Origin of the sequence: Candidatus Nanosynbacter sp. TM7-075, assembly GCF_022828255.1 — a bacterium.
GTDB lineage: Bacteria > Patescibacteriota > Saccharimonadia > Saccharimonadales > Saccharimonadaceae > Nanosynbacter.
On sequence record NZ_JAJQJW010000002.1, the window covers coordinates 247,077 to 263,681 of the forward strand.

The following is a 16,605-nucleotide window of genomic DNA, read 5'->3' on the forward strand; positions in this document are numbered from 1 at the left end:
TATAATGGATTCTCAAGCTAATCAATCATTCAGTGACGACCAAGAACTGGCTAAGGTATTAGCTGGTGTATCACAAGATACAGACAATAATTTACAATTCGAAGAAACAAATGCTACAGCTTCACCTGTAATTAATCCTGCAACCATCTCACCAGACCCTGTCGCTACAGACCAGAGCGATGAGCCTGCTACTGACATAACGAAGCCTGCCGCTCCAGAGCCAGTTACGCCAACTCCAGTGGTCAGCGCACCAACTCCAACTGCAACTGCAGATCCTGCGCTTGATACGATTAAGCAAACTGCCTTGAACGAGTTGCGTCCATTAGTCGACAAGCTAGATGTTTCTCCAGAAGAAAAGTTTGATACTTACCTACTACTTCTTCGCTCCACTGACGATAAAACCTTGATCGCGCCAGCACACGACGCTGCCGTAGCTATTGTTGACGAAGCTCGTCGTGCTCAGGCTCTACTGGATATCATTAAAGAAATCGACTATTTCTCAAATCCTCGTTAAGTCATTTCTCCAAAATAAAAACCCGCCATTTTCGGCGGGATTTTTATTGCTCGGGGTAGATTTACATCATACCCATTCCTGGCATGCCGCCAGGAGCAGCTGCAACTTCAGCCTCTGGAATATCAACCACCAAAGCGCCCATAGTTGCTGCAGTTGACGCAATTGACACTGCATTTTGAACAGCTTCTTTAGTCACACGAGCCGGATCAATAACACCAGCCTTTTTCACGTCAATTAGACCATCTTCTGGCTTCATAACGTTAACGCCGAATCCAGGTTTACCAGATTCAACTTGAGCAAGCAGCGCGTCGGCATTCAACCCAGCATTTTTCATAATCTGCAAGAACGGTTGCTTCAGAGCGTCTTTTAGGATTTGTCGACCGACCGACAAACTATCCGCGCCGCTAACTTTTAGATTGCCAGCTAAATTGACCAAAGTTACGCCACCACCAGCGACAATTCCCTCAGCCAAAGCCGCCTTAGTAGCCGCCACTGCATCATCAACGCGGAATTTCTTCTCGTCAATTTCCGTCTCAGTCGCGCCACCAACTTTAATAACCGCAACCTTGCCAGATAATGCCGCGGCACGCTTGTCGAATTGCTCTTTCTCATATTCGCTAGAAGCATTTTCTGAAAGCGATTTAATCTCAGCAATTCGCTCTTTCACACCTGAAGGCTTGCCCGCGCCTTCAATGATTGTCGTTTCGTCTTTACCAACAATCACCTTACGCGCCGAACCCAAAACTTCCAAGCCAGCGTTTTCGAATGTCAATCCGTGATCTTCAGAAATCACAGTCGCACCAGTCAGCACAGCGATATCACGAAGTACATCTTTACGACGATCACCGAAACTTGGCGCCTTAACGGCTACGGTGTTGAATACACCCTTCAGCTTGTTTAGCACCAAAATACTCAATGCTTCGCCTTCAACTTCATCAGCAATCAAAACCACGTCCTTTTTACCGCTTTGTGCCAATTTTTCCAACATTGGCAAGAATTCTTGCACGCTAGAAATCTTCTTGTCGGTGATTAGAATTGCTGGCTTTTCGTACACAGCTTCCTGGCGACCCGCGTCAGTAACAAAGAACGGACTCACCCAACCCTTATCTAAACTAAAACCTTCGACAACTTCAGCTTCCAGCTCCAAACCTTGACCAGCCTCAACAGTAACCACGCCGTCTTTGCCAACTTTCTCAATAACGCCAGCTATCAATTTACCAATTTCCGCATCTCCCGCCGAAATCGTAGCAACTTCAGCCACGCGGTCAGACTTGCCTTCAATCGGCTCAGCCAGCTTGTTCAATTCTTTAACAATTTCCGCGCCAGCTTGCTCGATGCCTTTTCTAAGTTCCATCGGATTATGTCCAGCCGCAATCAATCGATTTGCCTCTTTCAAAATCGAGTATGTCAACACCGTTACAGTCGTTGTGCCATCGCCTGCTTGCTTGTTCAAATTCTTAGCAGCCTGCTTGATTAAATCGGCACCGACTTTGTAGCCCAGCGTTTCGTCATCGTTTTCTGGCAATTCAATTCCTTCAGCCACAGTTACGCCGTCATGAGTAACCGTTGGACCGCCAAAACCCTTTGCAATCACAACATTGCGACCCTTCGGACCGTAAGTTACCTTAACTGCGTCGTATAGCGATTTAGCACCGCCAAGCACGCGATTTCGCGCATCGTCATCATAAAAAACTTTTTTTGCCATAATTAAACTCCCCTTTTTATCCAACAACCGTTGCTAAAATATCTTCTTCACGAACAACCAAATATTCTGTGCCGTCAATTTTCAAATCCGTAGTCGAATATTCCTTATAGACAATTCGATCACCGACTTTGACGTTCTTCACATCGCCGCCAACTGATTTAACTTCCGCAACTACTGGCTTTTCTTTAGCGTTATCAGGCAAGTAAATTCCGCTCGCTGTCTGAGTCTTTGCTTCTTCACGCACCGCTACAACACGGTCGCCAAGAGGCTTAATAGGTGTACTCACGTTATCCTCCATTTCGTTAACAACGTATCTATTGTAACGCACTAATTTAGCACTCGTCAAGTGTGAGTGCTAATTATCTAGATATTATTCGGTATTATACGATTAGTAGCTCAGGGAAATTATCATCACCATCATCGCCTTTTTCCGATGCAGAGATTCTTCCCGTAAAGGCAACCCCCTTAATAGCAACTTCCCCCATTGTTATAATCATTCTAGTATTTTCACTGCTCTTTCCAACATCAATAGAAGCAGCTGAAAAGGTAGCTTCCTCTTTCTTAGGAACAACACCTCTTCTTTTTGCAATATCATTACCATCAAGATTCCCCTCAATCGTTATTGGAAATTCTGAACCCAACGGATTAGTGCGTAATGTAGCATCAAGCTCCTGAAGATTAGCTGGCTTAATAACTTTATAAGCTTCCATACTCTACCTAGACTGCCCTTCCCAGCGTTCTTTGAGCTTTGCTACGCCTTTGCCTTTCAATGGCAACTATTTCCTTAATTTTTTTCTCATAGTAAGAACATTTACTCTTGATAGTTCTGTCTTCAGGAAGCACTCTACCACAAAAATCATCATCATCAAATTCCGACCAGATTACATAATAACCCGGTCTACGATTCCTTTCTTTTGCCTTATAAGCAGAAATTTTAGTCGCTTTTATATCAATGTTAAATTCAAACCTTTCGCCTTGATCATCGACATAGTGAACACGAATATCTCCTCCATTAAGATCATCTTCAGTACTAGTCATTTCAGCAAGTTCAACTCCCGGAGTCCAGTTTAAGGCACTTTCAGCAGCAATTTCATGGCGCATTCCCTGAATCACAGCATAAAACGACTGACTAGCGTACTCAATCTCCGAGCGAGTATAATTAAGCATTAACATAACCTCATTGATGGAATCCATAGTTTCCTTCATACTACTACACTGCTCTTCATCTATCATAGTACGTATGATTTTATTGAATGTCGTAACTGTTTCTTTACACTTTTTTATCTCTTTGTGAGACATATCACTCTTATGATTATTAAGCTTTACCTGAGCATCAAGCCAATACGGCATAATTTGTATTAATTTCAGAGCTCTGTCTTCGTCTGTTTCATATTGACTTTCTTGTTTACTACGCTGAATATCTATAGCTTTAGACACAACATGCCGCTTTGCCCCTACCGTTTTTAATGCCGTCCCACCTAACTTTGAGCATATTTCCATATACTCAGAAGATCTCGTGACCTCAGCAGCAACCTCACTCAATCTCATTCGCTCTCTATTGGATCTGCTTGTATTCATAACTGCTATAATACCATAAAATCATTAAAAAAGCAACCCCACGCCCTTCTCCCTACTATTCCTCAATCTGTTATAATAACTCCATGCAATTATTCAAACATCTCTTAGAAACAATTCTCGGCTCTTATGTAAAAAAATATCTTAAATCTCATCCCGACGCCAAGCTAATTGCCGTAGTTGGCAGCGTTGGTAAAACTAGCGTAAAATCAGCAACCGCCACTGTTCTATCAGAAAAATTCACCGTGCGCCATAGTCGCGGCAATTTGAATACAACCTTAAGTGCGCCGCTGGAAATCTTAGGCGTAGACGGGCCAAAAAACGCCAAATCTCCCCTAGCCTGGCTAAAAGTCTTCTTCGCAGCACACGCCAGCGTAAAAAACCCCGAATCGCCAGATGTAATTATTCAAGAATGCGGTATTGATTGCCCTGGTGAAATGGCTACTTTTATGCGCTATATTCAGCCCGACATTGCCATAATTACCTCTGTTGCTCCTGAGCATATGGAGTTTTTCAAAAATATGGATACGGTAGCTCATGAGGAATTGTCCATTAGCCAAGTCGCTAAAAAAACCATCTTCAACCTTCACGATATCGATAAAAAATATCATAATCTCATAGTTGGAAATCGCGTGAGTTACGGCGACGAATCCGCTGATGTTTTCCTGGAAATTAAAAAGACTACAGATACTGGTTGTATTGTCAATTTAAAACACTCCGAAGAAACTTCTCAGGATATAAATATTTCTGTATTGGGCAAACACAACATCCGCTCAATCACTGGCGCGGCGGCGGCGGGATTAGCCTGCGGAATGAATATTGAAGAAGTTGCGGCGGTTTTAACAAAAATCAAACCAGTTTCAGGTAGAATGAATATTTTACGCGGCATACGCGGCTGTACATTACTGGACGACACTTATAACGCTAGCCCTATTGCCATGGAAAATTCGTTAAAAACGCTCTATTCCATCTCTGCCAATCATAAAATTGCCGTATTGGGCGATATGAATGAACTGGGCGAAACATCTGAATCAGAGCATAAAAAAATCGGTGAAATTTGCGACACTAAACAGCTAGAATTACTCGTCACCGTTGGTAAACTGGCTAAGAAACACCTCGCGCCAATCGCTAAGAAAAATGGCTGTAAAGTAATTTCTTTTGACACGGCGCTTGAAGCTGGAGAATTCCTGAAAAATAGCGACATTAAAGATACGACAATTCTATTCAAAGGCTCACAGGGCGGCATTTACCTTGAAGACGCCGTGAAAGAATTGCTACTCGACCCAAGCGATGCAGAAAAATTAGTTCGTCAATCACAAAGCTGGAAACAAATTAAAGCGAAATTTTACGACTCTTTTTCTCAATCTCAGAAATAATTTCCTGAACGACCTTCTTGTCATTCCACGGAATTCGCTTGCCATTCACAATTCGGTACTGCTCATGACCCATACCCGTAATCAGAACCGTATCACCACGAACAGCTGACCTCAGAGCTTGATAAATCGCCTGTTTTCGATCAGCAATTTCCGTCATTTTATGAGCCTTTTTCGTTCGCTCAATTCCCTGACGAATCATTGCCCGAATTTCATCTGGATTTTCGTTATAGCTTTCCTCGTCAGTTAGGAAAATCCTATCCGCCAAATTAGCCGCCAGTTCGCCCATAATCGGTCGCTTTGTCTTATCTCTGTCACCGCACGCACCAAACACCAAAGTTAATCGCCCCTTGGTAATTTTATGAGTGGTTTTTAGCAATTTTTCCAGCGCGTCTGGTGTGTGAGCATAATCCACAATAATATCAATTCCAAGCTTATTCTCTACTCGCTCGAATCGTCCAGGAATAGCCTCCAAGTTCGCTACGCCCTCTTGGATATCTTCTAACTTTATTCCCAACAAATACGCCAACGACACCGCAGCCGACATATTCATCACGTTAAATTCGCCAGGCAAATTAGTCGCCAACTCCAAATGAGTTTGATGATCAATCAGCAGACTCGCCTCTGTTCCCTTTTTATATAACTTAACATGCATCAAGTGAGCTTCAGCTTCCGGATTTGTTCCGTAAGTCATTTTCTCACCAGAAGCCGTAAACTTATCAAAATATTCAAACCACTCGTCATCACGATTCAGCACGATATATTTCGGATTTTTCTTAAACAATTTAGCCTTAGCCGCCGCGTAAGCTTCCATCGTTTTGTGATAATCCAAATGGTCTTGAGTCAAATTAGTCATCACCGCCGCCTCAATTGGCACGCCGTCAAACTTATGCTGTGATAAAGCGTGACTTGTTGCCTCTAAAATCACATATTCCACGCCTTCACGCTGAGCCGTCTGGAAAAAACTAAACAGTCTTGCCACAGTCGGCACCGTCGCATTCAAATCATTTATCTTTTCCTTGCCAGCAATTTCAATCACCGCCGTCGTAAATAATGCAGTCTTAAAGCCAGCCTCTTTCAAGATCTCATTGATGTAACAAGCAGTCGTAGTTTTCCCGTTCGTCCCTGTTACTGCAATAATTCTCAAGCCACGAGCTGGATTGCCGTATCTCAGGCTAATCATCTTCGTGCGCGCAACTCTATAGGCGTTTTCGGTTTTTTCCAAAGCTCCTTGAGGTAGCGTTTTTCTAGCAATTTTTACCAACTCGTTTTTCATAATACCCATTTTACCACTTATATTTGCTATAATAAAAACAAATGAGGATTTTGGGAATTGAATCCAGTTGCGACGAAACAGCGGCGTCAATAGTTGAAGATGGCGAACGCTTGCTTTCAAATGTCGTCAATTCACAAATCGATATTCACGCAGAATACGGCGGAGTTATTCCAGAAATTGCCGCTCGTAGTCATTTGGAAGTTGTAAATCCCGTCATTAAAAAAGCTTTGTCTGACGCAAATTGCACTTGGGATGATATCGACGCCATCTCTGTTACTTACGCGCCGGGGCTTATTGGCTCGCTATTAATCGGTACTCTCGCCGCTAGAACTCTCGCTATTATCCATAATAAGCCGCTCTTTAAGATTCATCACGTAGAAGCTCACGTGTACGCCAATTTTATCAATAAGCAATCTGACAATTTATCTCTAACATTGCCGAAACAGCAGCCGTCATTCCCTATGCTTTCGTTGATCGTTTCAGGCGGACATTCGCAACTTGTCCTATTTAAAAATCACGGTGATTATCAGCTTATTGGACAAACTCAAGACGACGCGGTTGGTGAAGCGTTTGATAAAGTTGCTAAAATCATCGGCTTGCCATATCCTGGCGGCCCAGCCATTGCTAAAGCCGCCGAACTTGGCGATCCACACGCGTTCCACTTGCCTATTGCCAAACTATCCGGCGAATACGATTTTTCTTTCTCTGGGCTTAAGACAGCCGTTTTGAGAGCCGTTCAGCACGAAGTCGGTAAAGACTTCACTTTTCCTTCTCGTGAGCTTCCAGCGCTCGTAGATGACGAATTACGACGTAATATGGCAGCGAGTTTCCAATATACAGCCATAAAAACTCTCGTAAATAAAACCAAAAAGGCGTTTGACAATTTCCAGCCAGCCTCCGTTGTAATCGCTGGCGGAGTTGCAGCTAATCAAGAGTTGCGCCGTCAATTACGCGAAGCTTTGCCGATTGACATCGAATACGCCCCTATCCAACTCTGTACAGACAACGCCGCAATGATTGCCACTCTCGGTTATTTCAGATCTCAAATTGACGAACCGACAGATCCATACGACTTAGAAGTTCAGCCAAGTTTATCAATGACAGCAATATAACGTTGTGAGGATTACAACATGAATCAACATTTTCTACAATCATCAGCCTGGGAAAAATTTCAACAATCGCTCGGTCGAAAAGTCTTTCACAACAGAGGTGAAGGATGGGAATATTTCGCAATATTAGAGCACGGCACGGGCAATTCTCGCTTATACTGCCCTTTTGGTCCAACCGCCACTAATGAGAAAAATTTGCAGTTGGCATTAAAAGATCTCGTTGACCTAGGTAAAAAACTTGGCGTTACTTTCCTTAGAGTCGGACCGGTTAAACCCACCTTTTCTAAGGTATTATATGATGAGAATTGGAAGAAAGCCACTTACGTCCATTTGCAGCCAGAACATACGCATATTATCAATCTCCAGCAGCCAGAGGAAGAGATTATAGCAAGCATGGCGCAACCTGTAAGGAATTGTTATAGGAATTATCACAAAAAAGGTGTAACGGTCCATCAATCTCAAAACCCAGACGATATTAAATATTTCTTAGAATTGATACACAAAGTCGCCAAACGAACTGGTATGTCGCCGCACCCAGATTCATATTTTCATAAGCAAGCTGGTTCCCTGCTGCCATCAAAGGACGCTTCATTCTGGTACGCGACATGTGATAATAAAGTAATTGCTACTGCCCTATTTTTCGACTCAAAAACAACTCGAATTTACGCGCATGCAGCAGCAAATTCTACACCAGAATATCGCAAACTTAACGCTGGAACCGCCCTGCTCACCGAAGCGATAATCGATGCAAAACATCGCCAAATGGAGAAAGTCGATTTATACGGAATTGCTCCTGAAAACGCACCAAAAAATCACCCGTGGGCTGGCTTTACGAAATTCAAGCGATCATTCGGCGGCGAAGATGTCTATTCTGGGTCAACCTGGGAACTTCCCTTAAAGCCACTTCAATATTGGCTATATCGAGCATATCAAACGATCAGAAAATAACCTTAATTTCATCCATCACACCACATAAATTTGTGGTATAATTAAGATGTAATATAAACATGTGGAGAAATTAGAGGATTACATAAATAAGGGCTTTTGCACGTGAAAAGCTACTTTGTTTTCTTTTGTCTTTTTTCACATGAAAAACCATGGAATAATTTATGCAGCTAGCTAAACAATACATACCAAACGATTACGAACCGAATATTTATGCCCTATGGGAAACCAGCGGCGCATTAGAGCCAACAGGGGTAGGCAAGCCATATTCAATCATTATGCCGCCACCTAACGCGAACGGTAATCTTCACATCGGGCACGCACTAGACATGAATCTGAAGGATATTCTGATTCGCTATCACCGAATGAAGGGTGACGACGCCGTATTTATTCCAGGTGCCGACCACGCTGGGTTTGAAACTTGGGTTGTGTATGAAAGAGAATTGACGAAGCAAGGGAAGAGTCGCTTCGATTTTTCACGTGACCAACTGTATAGTCAAGTTTGGAATTTTGTACAAGAAAAACGCGGCAATATGGAGCTGCAATTGCGCGCATTAGGTGTTAGTGCATCATGGAAGCATTTGACATTCACTCTGGACGACAAAGTCATCAACACCGTATACGATACGTTTAAGAAAATGTGGGACGACAACTTAGTTTACAGAGGTGAGAGGATTGTTAATTACTGTACCAAGCACCAAACCAGCTTTGCCGACATCGAGGTAGAACATAAGAACGAGAAAGGGAAGTTGTGGAAAATAGCTTACCCGACGCTAGATAAAATTGGCGAGATTATCATAGCTACTACGCGCCCAGAAACTATGCTCGGCGACGTTGCCGTAGCGGTTCATCCAGACGATGAGCGATACAAAAAATTGATTGGAACTCGCATTTTACTGCCGATTGTCGATAAGGAAATTCCTATCATCGCGGACGAATACGTCGACATGAGCTATGGTACCGGTGCGGTTAAGATTACGCCAGCGCACGACCCGAACGACTTTGAAATTGCAAAACGTCATGATTTACCTATAGAGTCAATTATCAGCCCAGAAGGGAAGATGATAAACGTGCCAGCGCAGTTCTTAGGATTAACACCAATAGAAGCTCGCGCTCGAGTTTTGGAGACGTTGGAAGCGCTAGAGCTACGCCGCGGCGAAACTGAAATTGAACACGCCGTTGGACATTGCTATAAGTGTGGCAGCGTGATTGAGCCGATGATTAAAGAGCAGTGGTTTATTAAAACACAATCACTCGCACAGCCAGCAATTGACGCGCTTAAAAAAGAAGAAATTACTTTTTATCCAGCATCCAAGCGCAAAGAGCTAATCGCATATCTTGAGCAATTGAAAGACTGGAATATTTCACGACAGATTCCATGGGGAATACCAATTCCTGCGTTTGTAAATGAAAACGACCCTAAGGATTGGATTTTTGATACTCGCACTAACGAGCAGAGTATTGTTGTAAATGACACAACATATATCAGGGAAGAGGATACCTTTGATACTTGGTTCTCATCTGGTCAATGGCCATATATTGTAACGGATTATCTGACCGACGGCGATTTAGCCAATTATTTCCCAACTGACATGATGGAAACTGGTATGGATATTATGCGCGCATGGGTTTCACGAATGATCATGCTTAGTCTATACCGAACAGGGAAGTTGCCGTTCAAAGAAGTTTATCTACACGGAATGGTCAACGATGAACACAATCAAAAAATGTCTAAGTCTAAGGGTAACGTTATCAATCCAATGGAATTGGTTGCGGAATTCGGATCTGATGCAACGCGCATGGGAGTTATCGCTGGACGGGCGCCGGCTCAAAGTCAAGCTTTCAACAAGGGGTCAGTCATTGCGGCACGTAATTTCTGCAATAAGCTATGGAATATTGCCAGGTTCGTCGAGGCGCAAATTGGCGATAATCACCAAATTGTCGACTTAGAGCCACAAACTCCGGCCGATCACTGGATTATTCGCCAACTGAACGACGCTGCCAACAACATTGCCGTTAGAATAGAGCAATATCGCTTCTCAGAGGCGTCAGAAACTGTTTATCACACCATCTGGGACGACGTGGCTGACTGGTACATTGAATCGTCTAAGACCGCGATCAATCGTCCGTTACTATCTTGGGTTTTGGCAACTTCTTTGAAAATCGCTCATCCATTTGCGCCGTTCGTTACGGAAACAATTTGGCAAACACTCAATTACACCGACGGCATTTTGATGCGTGAAGCTTGGCCGACTCCAGAAAAGTTCGATCCGATTGCCGCTGAGCAATTCGAGCAACTTAAACTTCTGGTCGCTGAAGGTCGCTGGGTGATTGCTGAACTGCCAGGGAATAAGAAATATCGATTGCTATACGGCAACGACAGTCTTATTGCTGACAATCAAGACACAATTAAACATCTTATGCGGCTTGAGGCAATTGAGCACACAGATCAGCCGCGTGGACTGAGATTAGCGGCGGCAAACAGGGAAGCGTGGCTAGATATTGATAGCGAAACTCTGTACCAACATCAGGAAAATTTGGAAATGCGCCTAGCCGAAGCACGTCAGAAATTGGCGGGATTAAAGAAGCGCCTGGAAAATCCAACTTACGTTGAGAAGGCGCCAGTCCACCTTGTCGAGGAAACTCGCGAGCAATTAGCCGAGCAAGAAAAAATCATTACTCGGCTTGTTTCGGAACTGGAAGTAATTAGCTTAAAATAGCCTAGCTTACACCTTCAAAATCAAGATGATATCCGTCAAAAGTATGTTGACCACGAGCGGCATATTTTTGGCGCAATCGCTTCTTATCGTTGTTACGAGGCGTAGTTCGCGGTCGCGCTGAACCTTCTTTCAATACATTTGACAATTGAGAGTGTTCTGGATGAGTATGAGGCTTTGTTTCTGGCATTTTTATTTCATCCTTAACGTCACTTTGAACGCTATATGTTTTCCAAGATGACAAAAACGCTTTATCGACGTTGGTATCGTGCAGCAGCACACCAAACGCTACATTCAAACTGACAAACATAGTTGTAACGGTGAAAAACTGTTGTACTAAATTCATTTTTATTCTTTCTTTTTGTATCTATTTTTAGAATACTGATTACAATGCTAGCATAAGCTTTGTTTTTTGTCAAGTATATTTCCCAGCATAGAAATAGTCATCCTGAATTTTACAGAGAAAATGTTTAGTATAATGGAGTTTATGGGATATATAATTTCCATTAAGGCCGCACTAATCCTTTTTCCAATTTTGGCGTTTCTTATTACATTGCCATATATGATTGCAAACTATCGAAAATACGGCTCCGTCAATAAGCTGCGGACTTTGATTTTCTATTCCTTTATTCTGTATTTATTAACTGTGTATTTCTTAGTTATTTTACCGTTACCAAATCCAGAATCCGTTCACACGACTTACGCGGAAAATCTAAATTTAATTCCGTTTTCATTCGTCGCAGATTTTATAAAGAATAGTCCACTTGTATTAACAAATAGTTCAACTTGGATTACGGCGATAAAACATTCCACTTTTTACGTTCCTGCTTTCAACGTTTTAATGCTCATTCCGTTCGGAATTTACCTGCGCTACTATTTCAAATGTAGCCTTAAAAAAACGTTGTTATTAACAGCTATTTTAAGTTTATTCTTTGAGCTAACTCAATTATCCGGGCTTTATTTCATCTATTCAGGACCTTATCGATTATCCGACGTCGATGATATCATCCAGAACACGATAGGCGGATGCATCGGTTACTTTCTGGGCTGGTTTGCGACATGGCTACTTCCGTCCAGGGAAGAAATAGATGAAAAATCCCTTGAGGCGGGTTCGCGAGTTTCTGCAGTCCGCGTTAGTTTATCTCTAATAATCGACGCTGTTATCATCCGTATTCCTTACACCGTATCAAAAACCCAACTTCCGTTTTCGCTATTTTTAGCCCTCTATTTTAGCCTAATTCCTCTACTGAATGGTAAAACTTTTGGTAGCGCATTATTAAAGTTTGGGTTAACATTTGAAAATAAAAAATGGATTCGCACAATTTTCAGAGGAATCTTACTCACGATATATTTTTGCATCATTCCCGCAGGCTTGTTTTACCTAGCGAATGAATTTAATAAGGAAGCAGATTCGCTATTGTTTCTCTGTCTGCTCGCAATTGCGTTCTTAGCATTCGTATTATTCGTATTAATTACAATTGTCGTAGCGCTATTTAACCGACGTTTTATGTTTGATCGTCTATCTGGCGCAAGTTACGAAAGTACGATTCAAGTCAAACAAGAGAAATAAAATCTCCATCATAACCAATAAAAAATAGGAGACCCATATGAATCTCCTATTTTTCAAATTCAATAGCGCTATCTTGGCGGAAGGGGAGGGATTCGAACCCTCGGTACGTTTTACCGCACGCCGGTTTTCAAGACCGGTACCTTCAACCACTCGGTCACCCTTCCGTACTATCTCTGAATTTTGGCGGAGGAGGGGGGATTCGAACCCCCGCTACAGATCTCTCCATACTAACGATTTAGCAAACCGTCCCCTTCAGCCACTTGGGTACTCCTCCAAATTCACTATTTAGTGTACCATAGAAGTGTAATTATTAATAGCTTTATTGCAAATAGGGTATAATAGAATTATGGTAAAAGGATATATTTCTAAAATTATAACAGGATTACTTACAATCGGATTCGGCGTAGCTTTAGTAACTGCTCCAGTTTCCGCATTAGGTGAAGGCGGTGCGCCAGCCGGAATCAACGCAGCACGCGGCGACAATACGCCATCTAACTTAGCTAATGGCGATTCATCAATCGTAAGGCGAGCCATCAATATTATGCTATTTGGCGTCGGCGTCTTAAGCGTCGTTATGCTAATCTTCGGCGGTTTCCGCTATGTAATATCTGGCGGTAAAAAAGAATCCGTCACAAACGCCAAAAACACAATTTTATATGCAATCATCGGTCTACTAATCGCAGTCTTTGCTTACGCCATAATTAACTTCATCCTCGGCGCAGCTTTAAGCGGCGGATCAACCACTAACGTTTAATTGTTCACTAATTCTCATCGTGATATACTAACGTCATGAACGATAGTCCAGAAAACCAAGACTTTGAAACGCCATCACCTGACAGGATTGATTTAACCGAGCCAATAGCTTGGAACGCACCAGAAGGCGTGCAGGTTCAACGCGGTAAATTGTGGTATGTGTTTTTTGTCATTGTGCTGATAGGATTAATGGCTTTAGCGATTTTAGTGTTTAAGAACTGGACTTTCGCAGTTTTACTGCCAATTATGGCTGTAGCCTTGTTTGTATTATCAAACAAAACTCCTCAAATAATAAACTACGCGATTAGTCCCAAAGGTATTTACATCGCCGATGTTTTACACGATTTTAGCGAATTTCGCGCATTTGGATTAATTCACGAAAACAACCAACATTCGATTCTATTATTGCCAGTAAAACGATTTTCGCCAGGTTTAACTATTTACTTTTCCGAAGCAGAGGGCGAGAGAATTGTCGATATGCTCGGAGCACGCCTACCAATGCAAGAAATTAAACCAGACGCCTTAGAGAAGTTTATTCGGCTGATAAAGCTATAGCTTGATTGACTATATTTTATGTGGTAGAATACAAAAGTTCAGTGCTTTATAGCAATGAAGGTACCTTATATTTTTTGTTGCGGCCAATCGTTTTTTTTCGAAAGGCTGTATGCACCCGTAGCTCAGCTGGATAGAGCGCTGGCTTGCGGAGCCAGAGGTCGTAAGTTCGAATCTTGCCGGGTGTACCACATTAGCTTTATGGAGAGGTGCAGGAGTGGTTGAACTGGCCGCTCTCGAAAAGCGGTATGGGGCAACTCATCGAGGGTTCGAATCCCTCTCTCTCCGCCATAGATATTATGAAAATCACCATTATAACAATCGGAAAAAAGCACGAAGCCTGGGTTCAGCCAGGCATTTTTCGTTTTTTAGAGCGTCTACGAGCACCTTTTGCTGCGGAAATGATTATTCTACCGCATTCAAGCTTTGAAGGCGACAGAGCGCGCCAGGAAGAGTCTGAGCGTATTTTTTCACGCCTTAATTCGGATGACTTCGTTATTTTGCTCGATGAGCGCGGTAAAAACTTATCGTCACCAGAATTATCTAATTTAATTACAGATAACATCAATAAGCATATTATTTTTATTATTGGTGGCGCTTACGGAGTTACTAGCGACTTGCGCCAAAAATCCAACGTCGTCTGGTCGTTATCGAACTTAGTATTTCCACACCAATTAGTTCGTCTTATTTTAGCTGAGCAATTATACCGCGCCCAAGAAATCCATCGCGGCAGTCATTATCATCACTCATAGCTTCGGACGCCCATGCCTGGCAATAACCGCAATTTCCACGTGTTTAGCGCCATTTTTTCTAAAACATTCCGCCGCCGCCAACACAGTTGAGCCAGTCGTAAAGATATCGTCAATAATGATATATCGCTTATTTTTATCAACTTTACCCGCAATTTCAAAAAACTCCTTTGCTTGACGTTTTCTCTGAGTGGAAGACTTCGTAAAGTGCTGAGTTACGTTATTCCTACGCCGAAGCAGGGAACGACATTCTATTTTTCTACGTCGAGATAATTTAATAGCAATTTTTCGGATATGATCAAATCCACGACGCCGAATATTCTTAGAAATTGTAGGAATTGGAATAATTACTGTTTCTGACGGCAATTCAGGCAGAGCTTCGTCTAAGAACTCACTTAACAATCCAGCCGCTGCCTGAACGCGACTGAACTTATAATCATCAATAATCTTTGCGACAACACCTGTACGTCGTGAAAAGCACCAGATCATATCACAGGGGAGCTTATGTTTTTTACATAAGTTGCCATTCTCCAATAAATCACCACATAATACACACATATCATACTTCCGACTCATGATGTATTTTTTACAATCTAAGCATAAAATACCACCCGTTTTACCACACTTATAACAGTGGTGAGGAGCGATGATTGATAATAGCGCGTCAAACATTGTAATTTTTACGTTTTAAGCCTTTCTCTGTTGATTATAACGCACATTACAGTTATACTAATAAAGACTTTGTCAATGAGCCTATTATAAAAGTGGAGGAAATTATGGCCCGAAAGCAAGATGATACATTACTAACAGAACAGGAATTGGCTGCGGCGTTTATTGACGATGATAACGACGATCTGCTACCTGGTTTTAACGACGACAATAATAGAAGCAACAGTACACCAACAACACGATCCGATGACAATTGGGAAGATGAAGCTGATGATGCAATGGGTCAATTAGCTGTTGACGTTTTTGAGACAGAAAATAACCTAGTTATCAAAGCTCGTACTGCCGGCGTAGATCGAAACGACCTAGACGTAAGCATTTCTGACGGCATCTTAACAATTAGCGGCACACTGTCTAGCGGTGACGAAGCAGATGTTCGCCAATGGCACATCCAAGAGTGCTACTGGGGCGAATTCAGTCGTACATTAGCATTGCCAACCGCTGTAAATGAAGAAGGCGTTAAGGCAGAATTAAAAGATGGTGTTTTGACAATTACTTTTGAAAAGATAAAGCAAGAAAAAGCAAAGAAGATTCAAGTTCTGTAAAAAATCATTTCACAGAAAATACCGTCACAAGTTGGCGGTATTTTTTTAGCCACAAAAAAAGAACCTCGTCAGCGAGGCTCTTTTTTACCGGTAGGGTAGATTAACCCTTAAACTTATCGATAACCATATTGACGATTGCGTATGCTAAAATAGCGATCACCAAACCGACAATTGCGTACAAAACTGTGTTCTTAGCCGCCTGAACCTTATTGCTATCACCGGCTGAAGTAGTGTAGCGGATACCACCCCAGATAAGCATAATAACGCTCAATGCACCAACGGCAAACAAGAATATATTTACAAATTGCTTAACCAAAGTTTGAGGATCTGAAGCGGTTTCACTCACACCTTCTCCTCTTGCACTGCTTACACCATTAGTTAAGGTAAAATCACTTTCAGCGCTTGCAGCTGGAGCTACAGCCAAAGCAACAGTTGGTACTACCAGTAGTCCCGCCAAGATTAATTTTAATTTATTCATTGTTATTTTCTCCTTGTT

18 protein-coding genes and 4 tRNA genes are annotated in these 16,605 nt (G+C 42.4%); 12 read left to right on the top strand and 10 right to left on the bottom strand.

The window, feature by feature from the left end:
• Positions 1–4 precede the first annotated feature (4 nt).
• Complete coding sequence (locus LRM42_RS02810) at positions 5–514, top strand: hypothetical protein (RefSeq protein ID WP_243816665.1); 510 nt, start codon at positions 5–7, stop codon at positions 512–514.
• A gap of 61 nt (positions 515–575) precedes the next feature.
• On the opposite strand, the gene groL is transcribed toward LRM42_RS02810, so the two are convergent.
• The 4 genes from groL to LRM42_RS02830 all read right to left on the bottom strand — a co-directional run bounded on the left by groL (position 576) and on the right by LRM42_RS02830 (position 3,797).
• A complete protein-coding gene (gene groL / locus LRM42_RS02815) occupies positions 576–2,219 on the bottom strand; it encodes a chaperonin GroEL (protein ID WP_129632049.1) in 1,644 nt (547 codons plus the stop codon).
• Between the two features lie 16 nt (positions 2,220–2,235).
• Positions 2,236–2,505: a co-chaperone GroES gene (locus tag LRM42_RS02820; protein WP_243804154.1), complete on the bottom strand. Its 270-nt coding sequence runs from the start codon at positions 2,503–2,505 to the stop codon at positions 2,236–2,238.
• A gap of 94 nt (positions 2,506–2,599) precedes the next feature.
• Positions 2,600–2,929 carry a hypothetical protein gene (locus LRM42_RS02825; protein ID WP_129637131.1) on the bottom strand — a complete coding sequence of 110 codons (330 nt, stop codon included), beginning with the start codon at positions 2,927–2,929 and terminating at the stop codon, positions 2,600–2,602.
• 7 nt (positions 2,930–2,936) lie between these two features.
• Entirely contained in the window at positions 2,937–3,797 is an 861-nt protein-coding gene (locus LRM42_RS02830; protein ID WP_243813288.1) for a hypothetical protein, read from the bottom strand.
• Positions 3,798–3,880: 83 nt separating this feature from the next.
• Between LRM42_RS02830 and LRM42_RS02835 the strand changes: the two genes are divergently transcribed.
• Complete coding sequence (locus LRM42_RS02835; RefSeq protein WP_243816666.1) at positions 3,881–5,170, top strand: Mur ligase family protein; 1,290 nt, start codon at positions 3,881–3,883, stop codon at positions 5,168–5,170.
• Here the strand turns inward: LRM42_RS02835 and LRM42_RS02840 are convergent.
• Positions 5,127–6,443 (bottom strand): UDP-N-acetylmuramoyl-L-alanyl-D-glutamate--2,6-diaminopimelate ligase, encoded by a 1,317-nt coding sequence (locus LRM42_RS02840; protein WP_243816667.1) that lies wholly within the window; start codon positions 6,441–6,443, stop codon positions 5,127–5,129. The two genes, LRM42_RS02835 and LRM42_RS02840, sit on opposite strands and share 44 nt — an antisense overlap.
• Before the next feature lie 41 nt (positions 6,444–6,484).
• Between LRM42_RS02840 and tsaD the strand changes: the two genes are divergently transcribed.
• The 3 genes from tsaD to LRM42_RS02855 all read left to right on the top strand — a co-directional run bounded on the left by tsaD (position 6,485) and on the right by LRM42_RS02855 (position 11,217).
• Complete coding sequence (gene tsaD, locus LRM42_RS02845) at positions 6,485–7,555, top strand: tRNA (adenosine(37)-N6)-threonylcarbamoyltransferase complex transferase subunit TsaD (RefSeq protein ID WP_243816668.1); 1,071 nt, start codon at positions 6,485–6,487, stop codon at positions 7,553–7,555.
• 18 nt (positions 7,556–7,573) lie between these two features.
• Positions 7,574–8,500: a lipid II:glycine glycyltransferase FemX gene (locus LRM42_RS02850; RefSeq protein WP_243816669.1), complete on the top strand. Its 927-nt coding sequence runs from the start codon at positions 7,574–7,576 to the stop codon at positions 8,498–8,500.
• Positions 8,501–8,661: 161 nt separating this feature from the next.
• Positions 8,662–11,217 (top strand): valine--tRNA ligase, encoded by a 2,556-nt coding sequence (locus LRM42_RS02855; protein WP_243816670.1) that lies wholly within the window; start codon positions 8,662–8,664, stop codon positions 11,215–11,217.
• Position 11,218: 1 nt separating this feature from the next.
• On the opposite strand, the gene LRM42_RS02860 is transcribed toward LRM42_RS02855, so the two are convergent.
• The gene (locus LRM42_RS02860; RefSeq protein WP_243816671.1) at positions 11,219–11,560 is read right to left on the bottom strand and encodes a hypothetical protein; all 342 of its coding nucleotides are present in this window, start codon (positions 11,558–11,560) and stop codon (positions 11,219–11,221) included.
• 141 nt (positions 11,561–11,701) lie between these two features.
• Here LRM42_RS02860 and LRM42_RS02865 point away from each other — a divergent pair, with 141 nt between their 5' ends.
• Positions 11,702–12,784, top strand: a complete 1,083-nt coding sequence (locus tag LRM42_RS02865; protein ID WP_445083039.1) for a VanZ family protein — start codon at positions 11,702–11,704, stop codon at positions 12,782–12,784.
• 74 nt (positions 12,785–12,858) lie between these two features.
• Here LRM42_RS02865 and LRM42_RS02870 read toward each other — a convergent pair.
• Positions 12,859–12,948: transfer RNA gene (locus LRM42_RS02870), tRNA-Ser, on the bottom strand.
• A gap of 17 nt (positions 12,949–12,965) precedes the next feature.
• Positions 12,966–13,058: transfer RNA gene (locus tag LRM42_RS02875), tRNA-Ser, on the bottom strand.
• Between the two features lie 72 nt (positions 13,059–13,130).
• Between LRM42_RS02875 and LRM42_RS02880 the strand changes: the two genes are divergently transcribed.
• From LRM42_RS02880 to LRM42_RS02900, 5 genes are all read left to right on the top strand, one after another.
• Entirely contained in the window at positions 13,131–13,538 is a 408-nt protein-coding gene (locus LRM42_RS02880; protein ID WP_129635082.1) for a hypothetical protein, read from the top strand.
• Positions 13,539–13,573: 35 nt separating this feature from the next.
• Entirely contained in the window at positions 13,574–14,092 is a 519-nt protein-coding gene (locus LRM42_RS02885) for a hypothetical protein (protein WP_243813279.1), read from the top strand.
• Between the two features lie 111 nt (positions 14,093–14,203).
• Positions 14,204–14,280: transfer RNA gene (locus tag LRM42_RS02890), tRNA-Arg, on the top strand.
• 12 nt (positions 14,281–14,292) lie between these two features.
• Positions 14,293–14,380 (top strand) — tRNA-Ser (locus LRM42_RS02895).
• 8 nt (positions 14,381–14,388) lie between these two features.
• Positions 14,389–14,841, top strand: a complete 453-nt coding sequence (locus tag LRM42_RS02900) for a 23S rRNA (pseudouridine(1915)-N(3))-methyltransferase RlmH (protein ID WP_243816673.1) — start codon at positions 14,389–14,391, stop codon at positions 14,839–14,841.
• Here LRM42_RS02900 and LRM42_RS02905 read toward each other — a convergent pair.
• Positions 14,836–15,414 (bottom strand): ComF family protein, encoded by a 579-nt coding sequence (locus tag LRM42_RS02905; protein ID WP_243816674.1) that lies wholly within the window; start codon positions 15,412–15,414, stop codon positions 14,836–14,838. The genes LRM42_RS02900 and LRM42_RS02905 overlap by 6 nt on opposite strands.
• Positions 15,415–15,614: 200 nt before the next feature.
• Here LRM42_RS02905 and LRM42_RS02910 point away from each other — a divergent pair, with 200 nt between their 5' ends.
• A complete protein-coding gene (locus LRM42_RS02910; protein ID WP_243816675.1) occupies positions 15,615–16,109 on the top strand; it encodes an Hsp20/alpha crystallin family protein in 495 nt (164 codons plus the stop codon).
• Between the two features lie 100 nt (positions 16,110–16,209).
• On the opposite strand, the gene LRM42_RS02915 is transcribed toward LRM42_RS02910, so the two are convergent.
• Positions 16,210–16,587 carry a pilin gene (locus tag LRM42_RS02915; RefSeq protein WP_243804133.1) on the bottom strand — a complete coding sequence of 126 codons (378 nt, stop codon included), beginning with the start codon at positions 16,585–16,587 and terminating at the stop codon, positions 16,210–16,212.
• Positions 16,588–16,605: the final 18 nt, after the last annotated feature.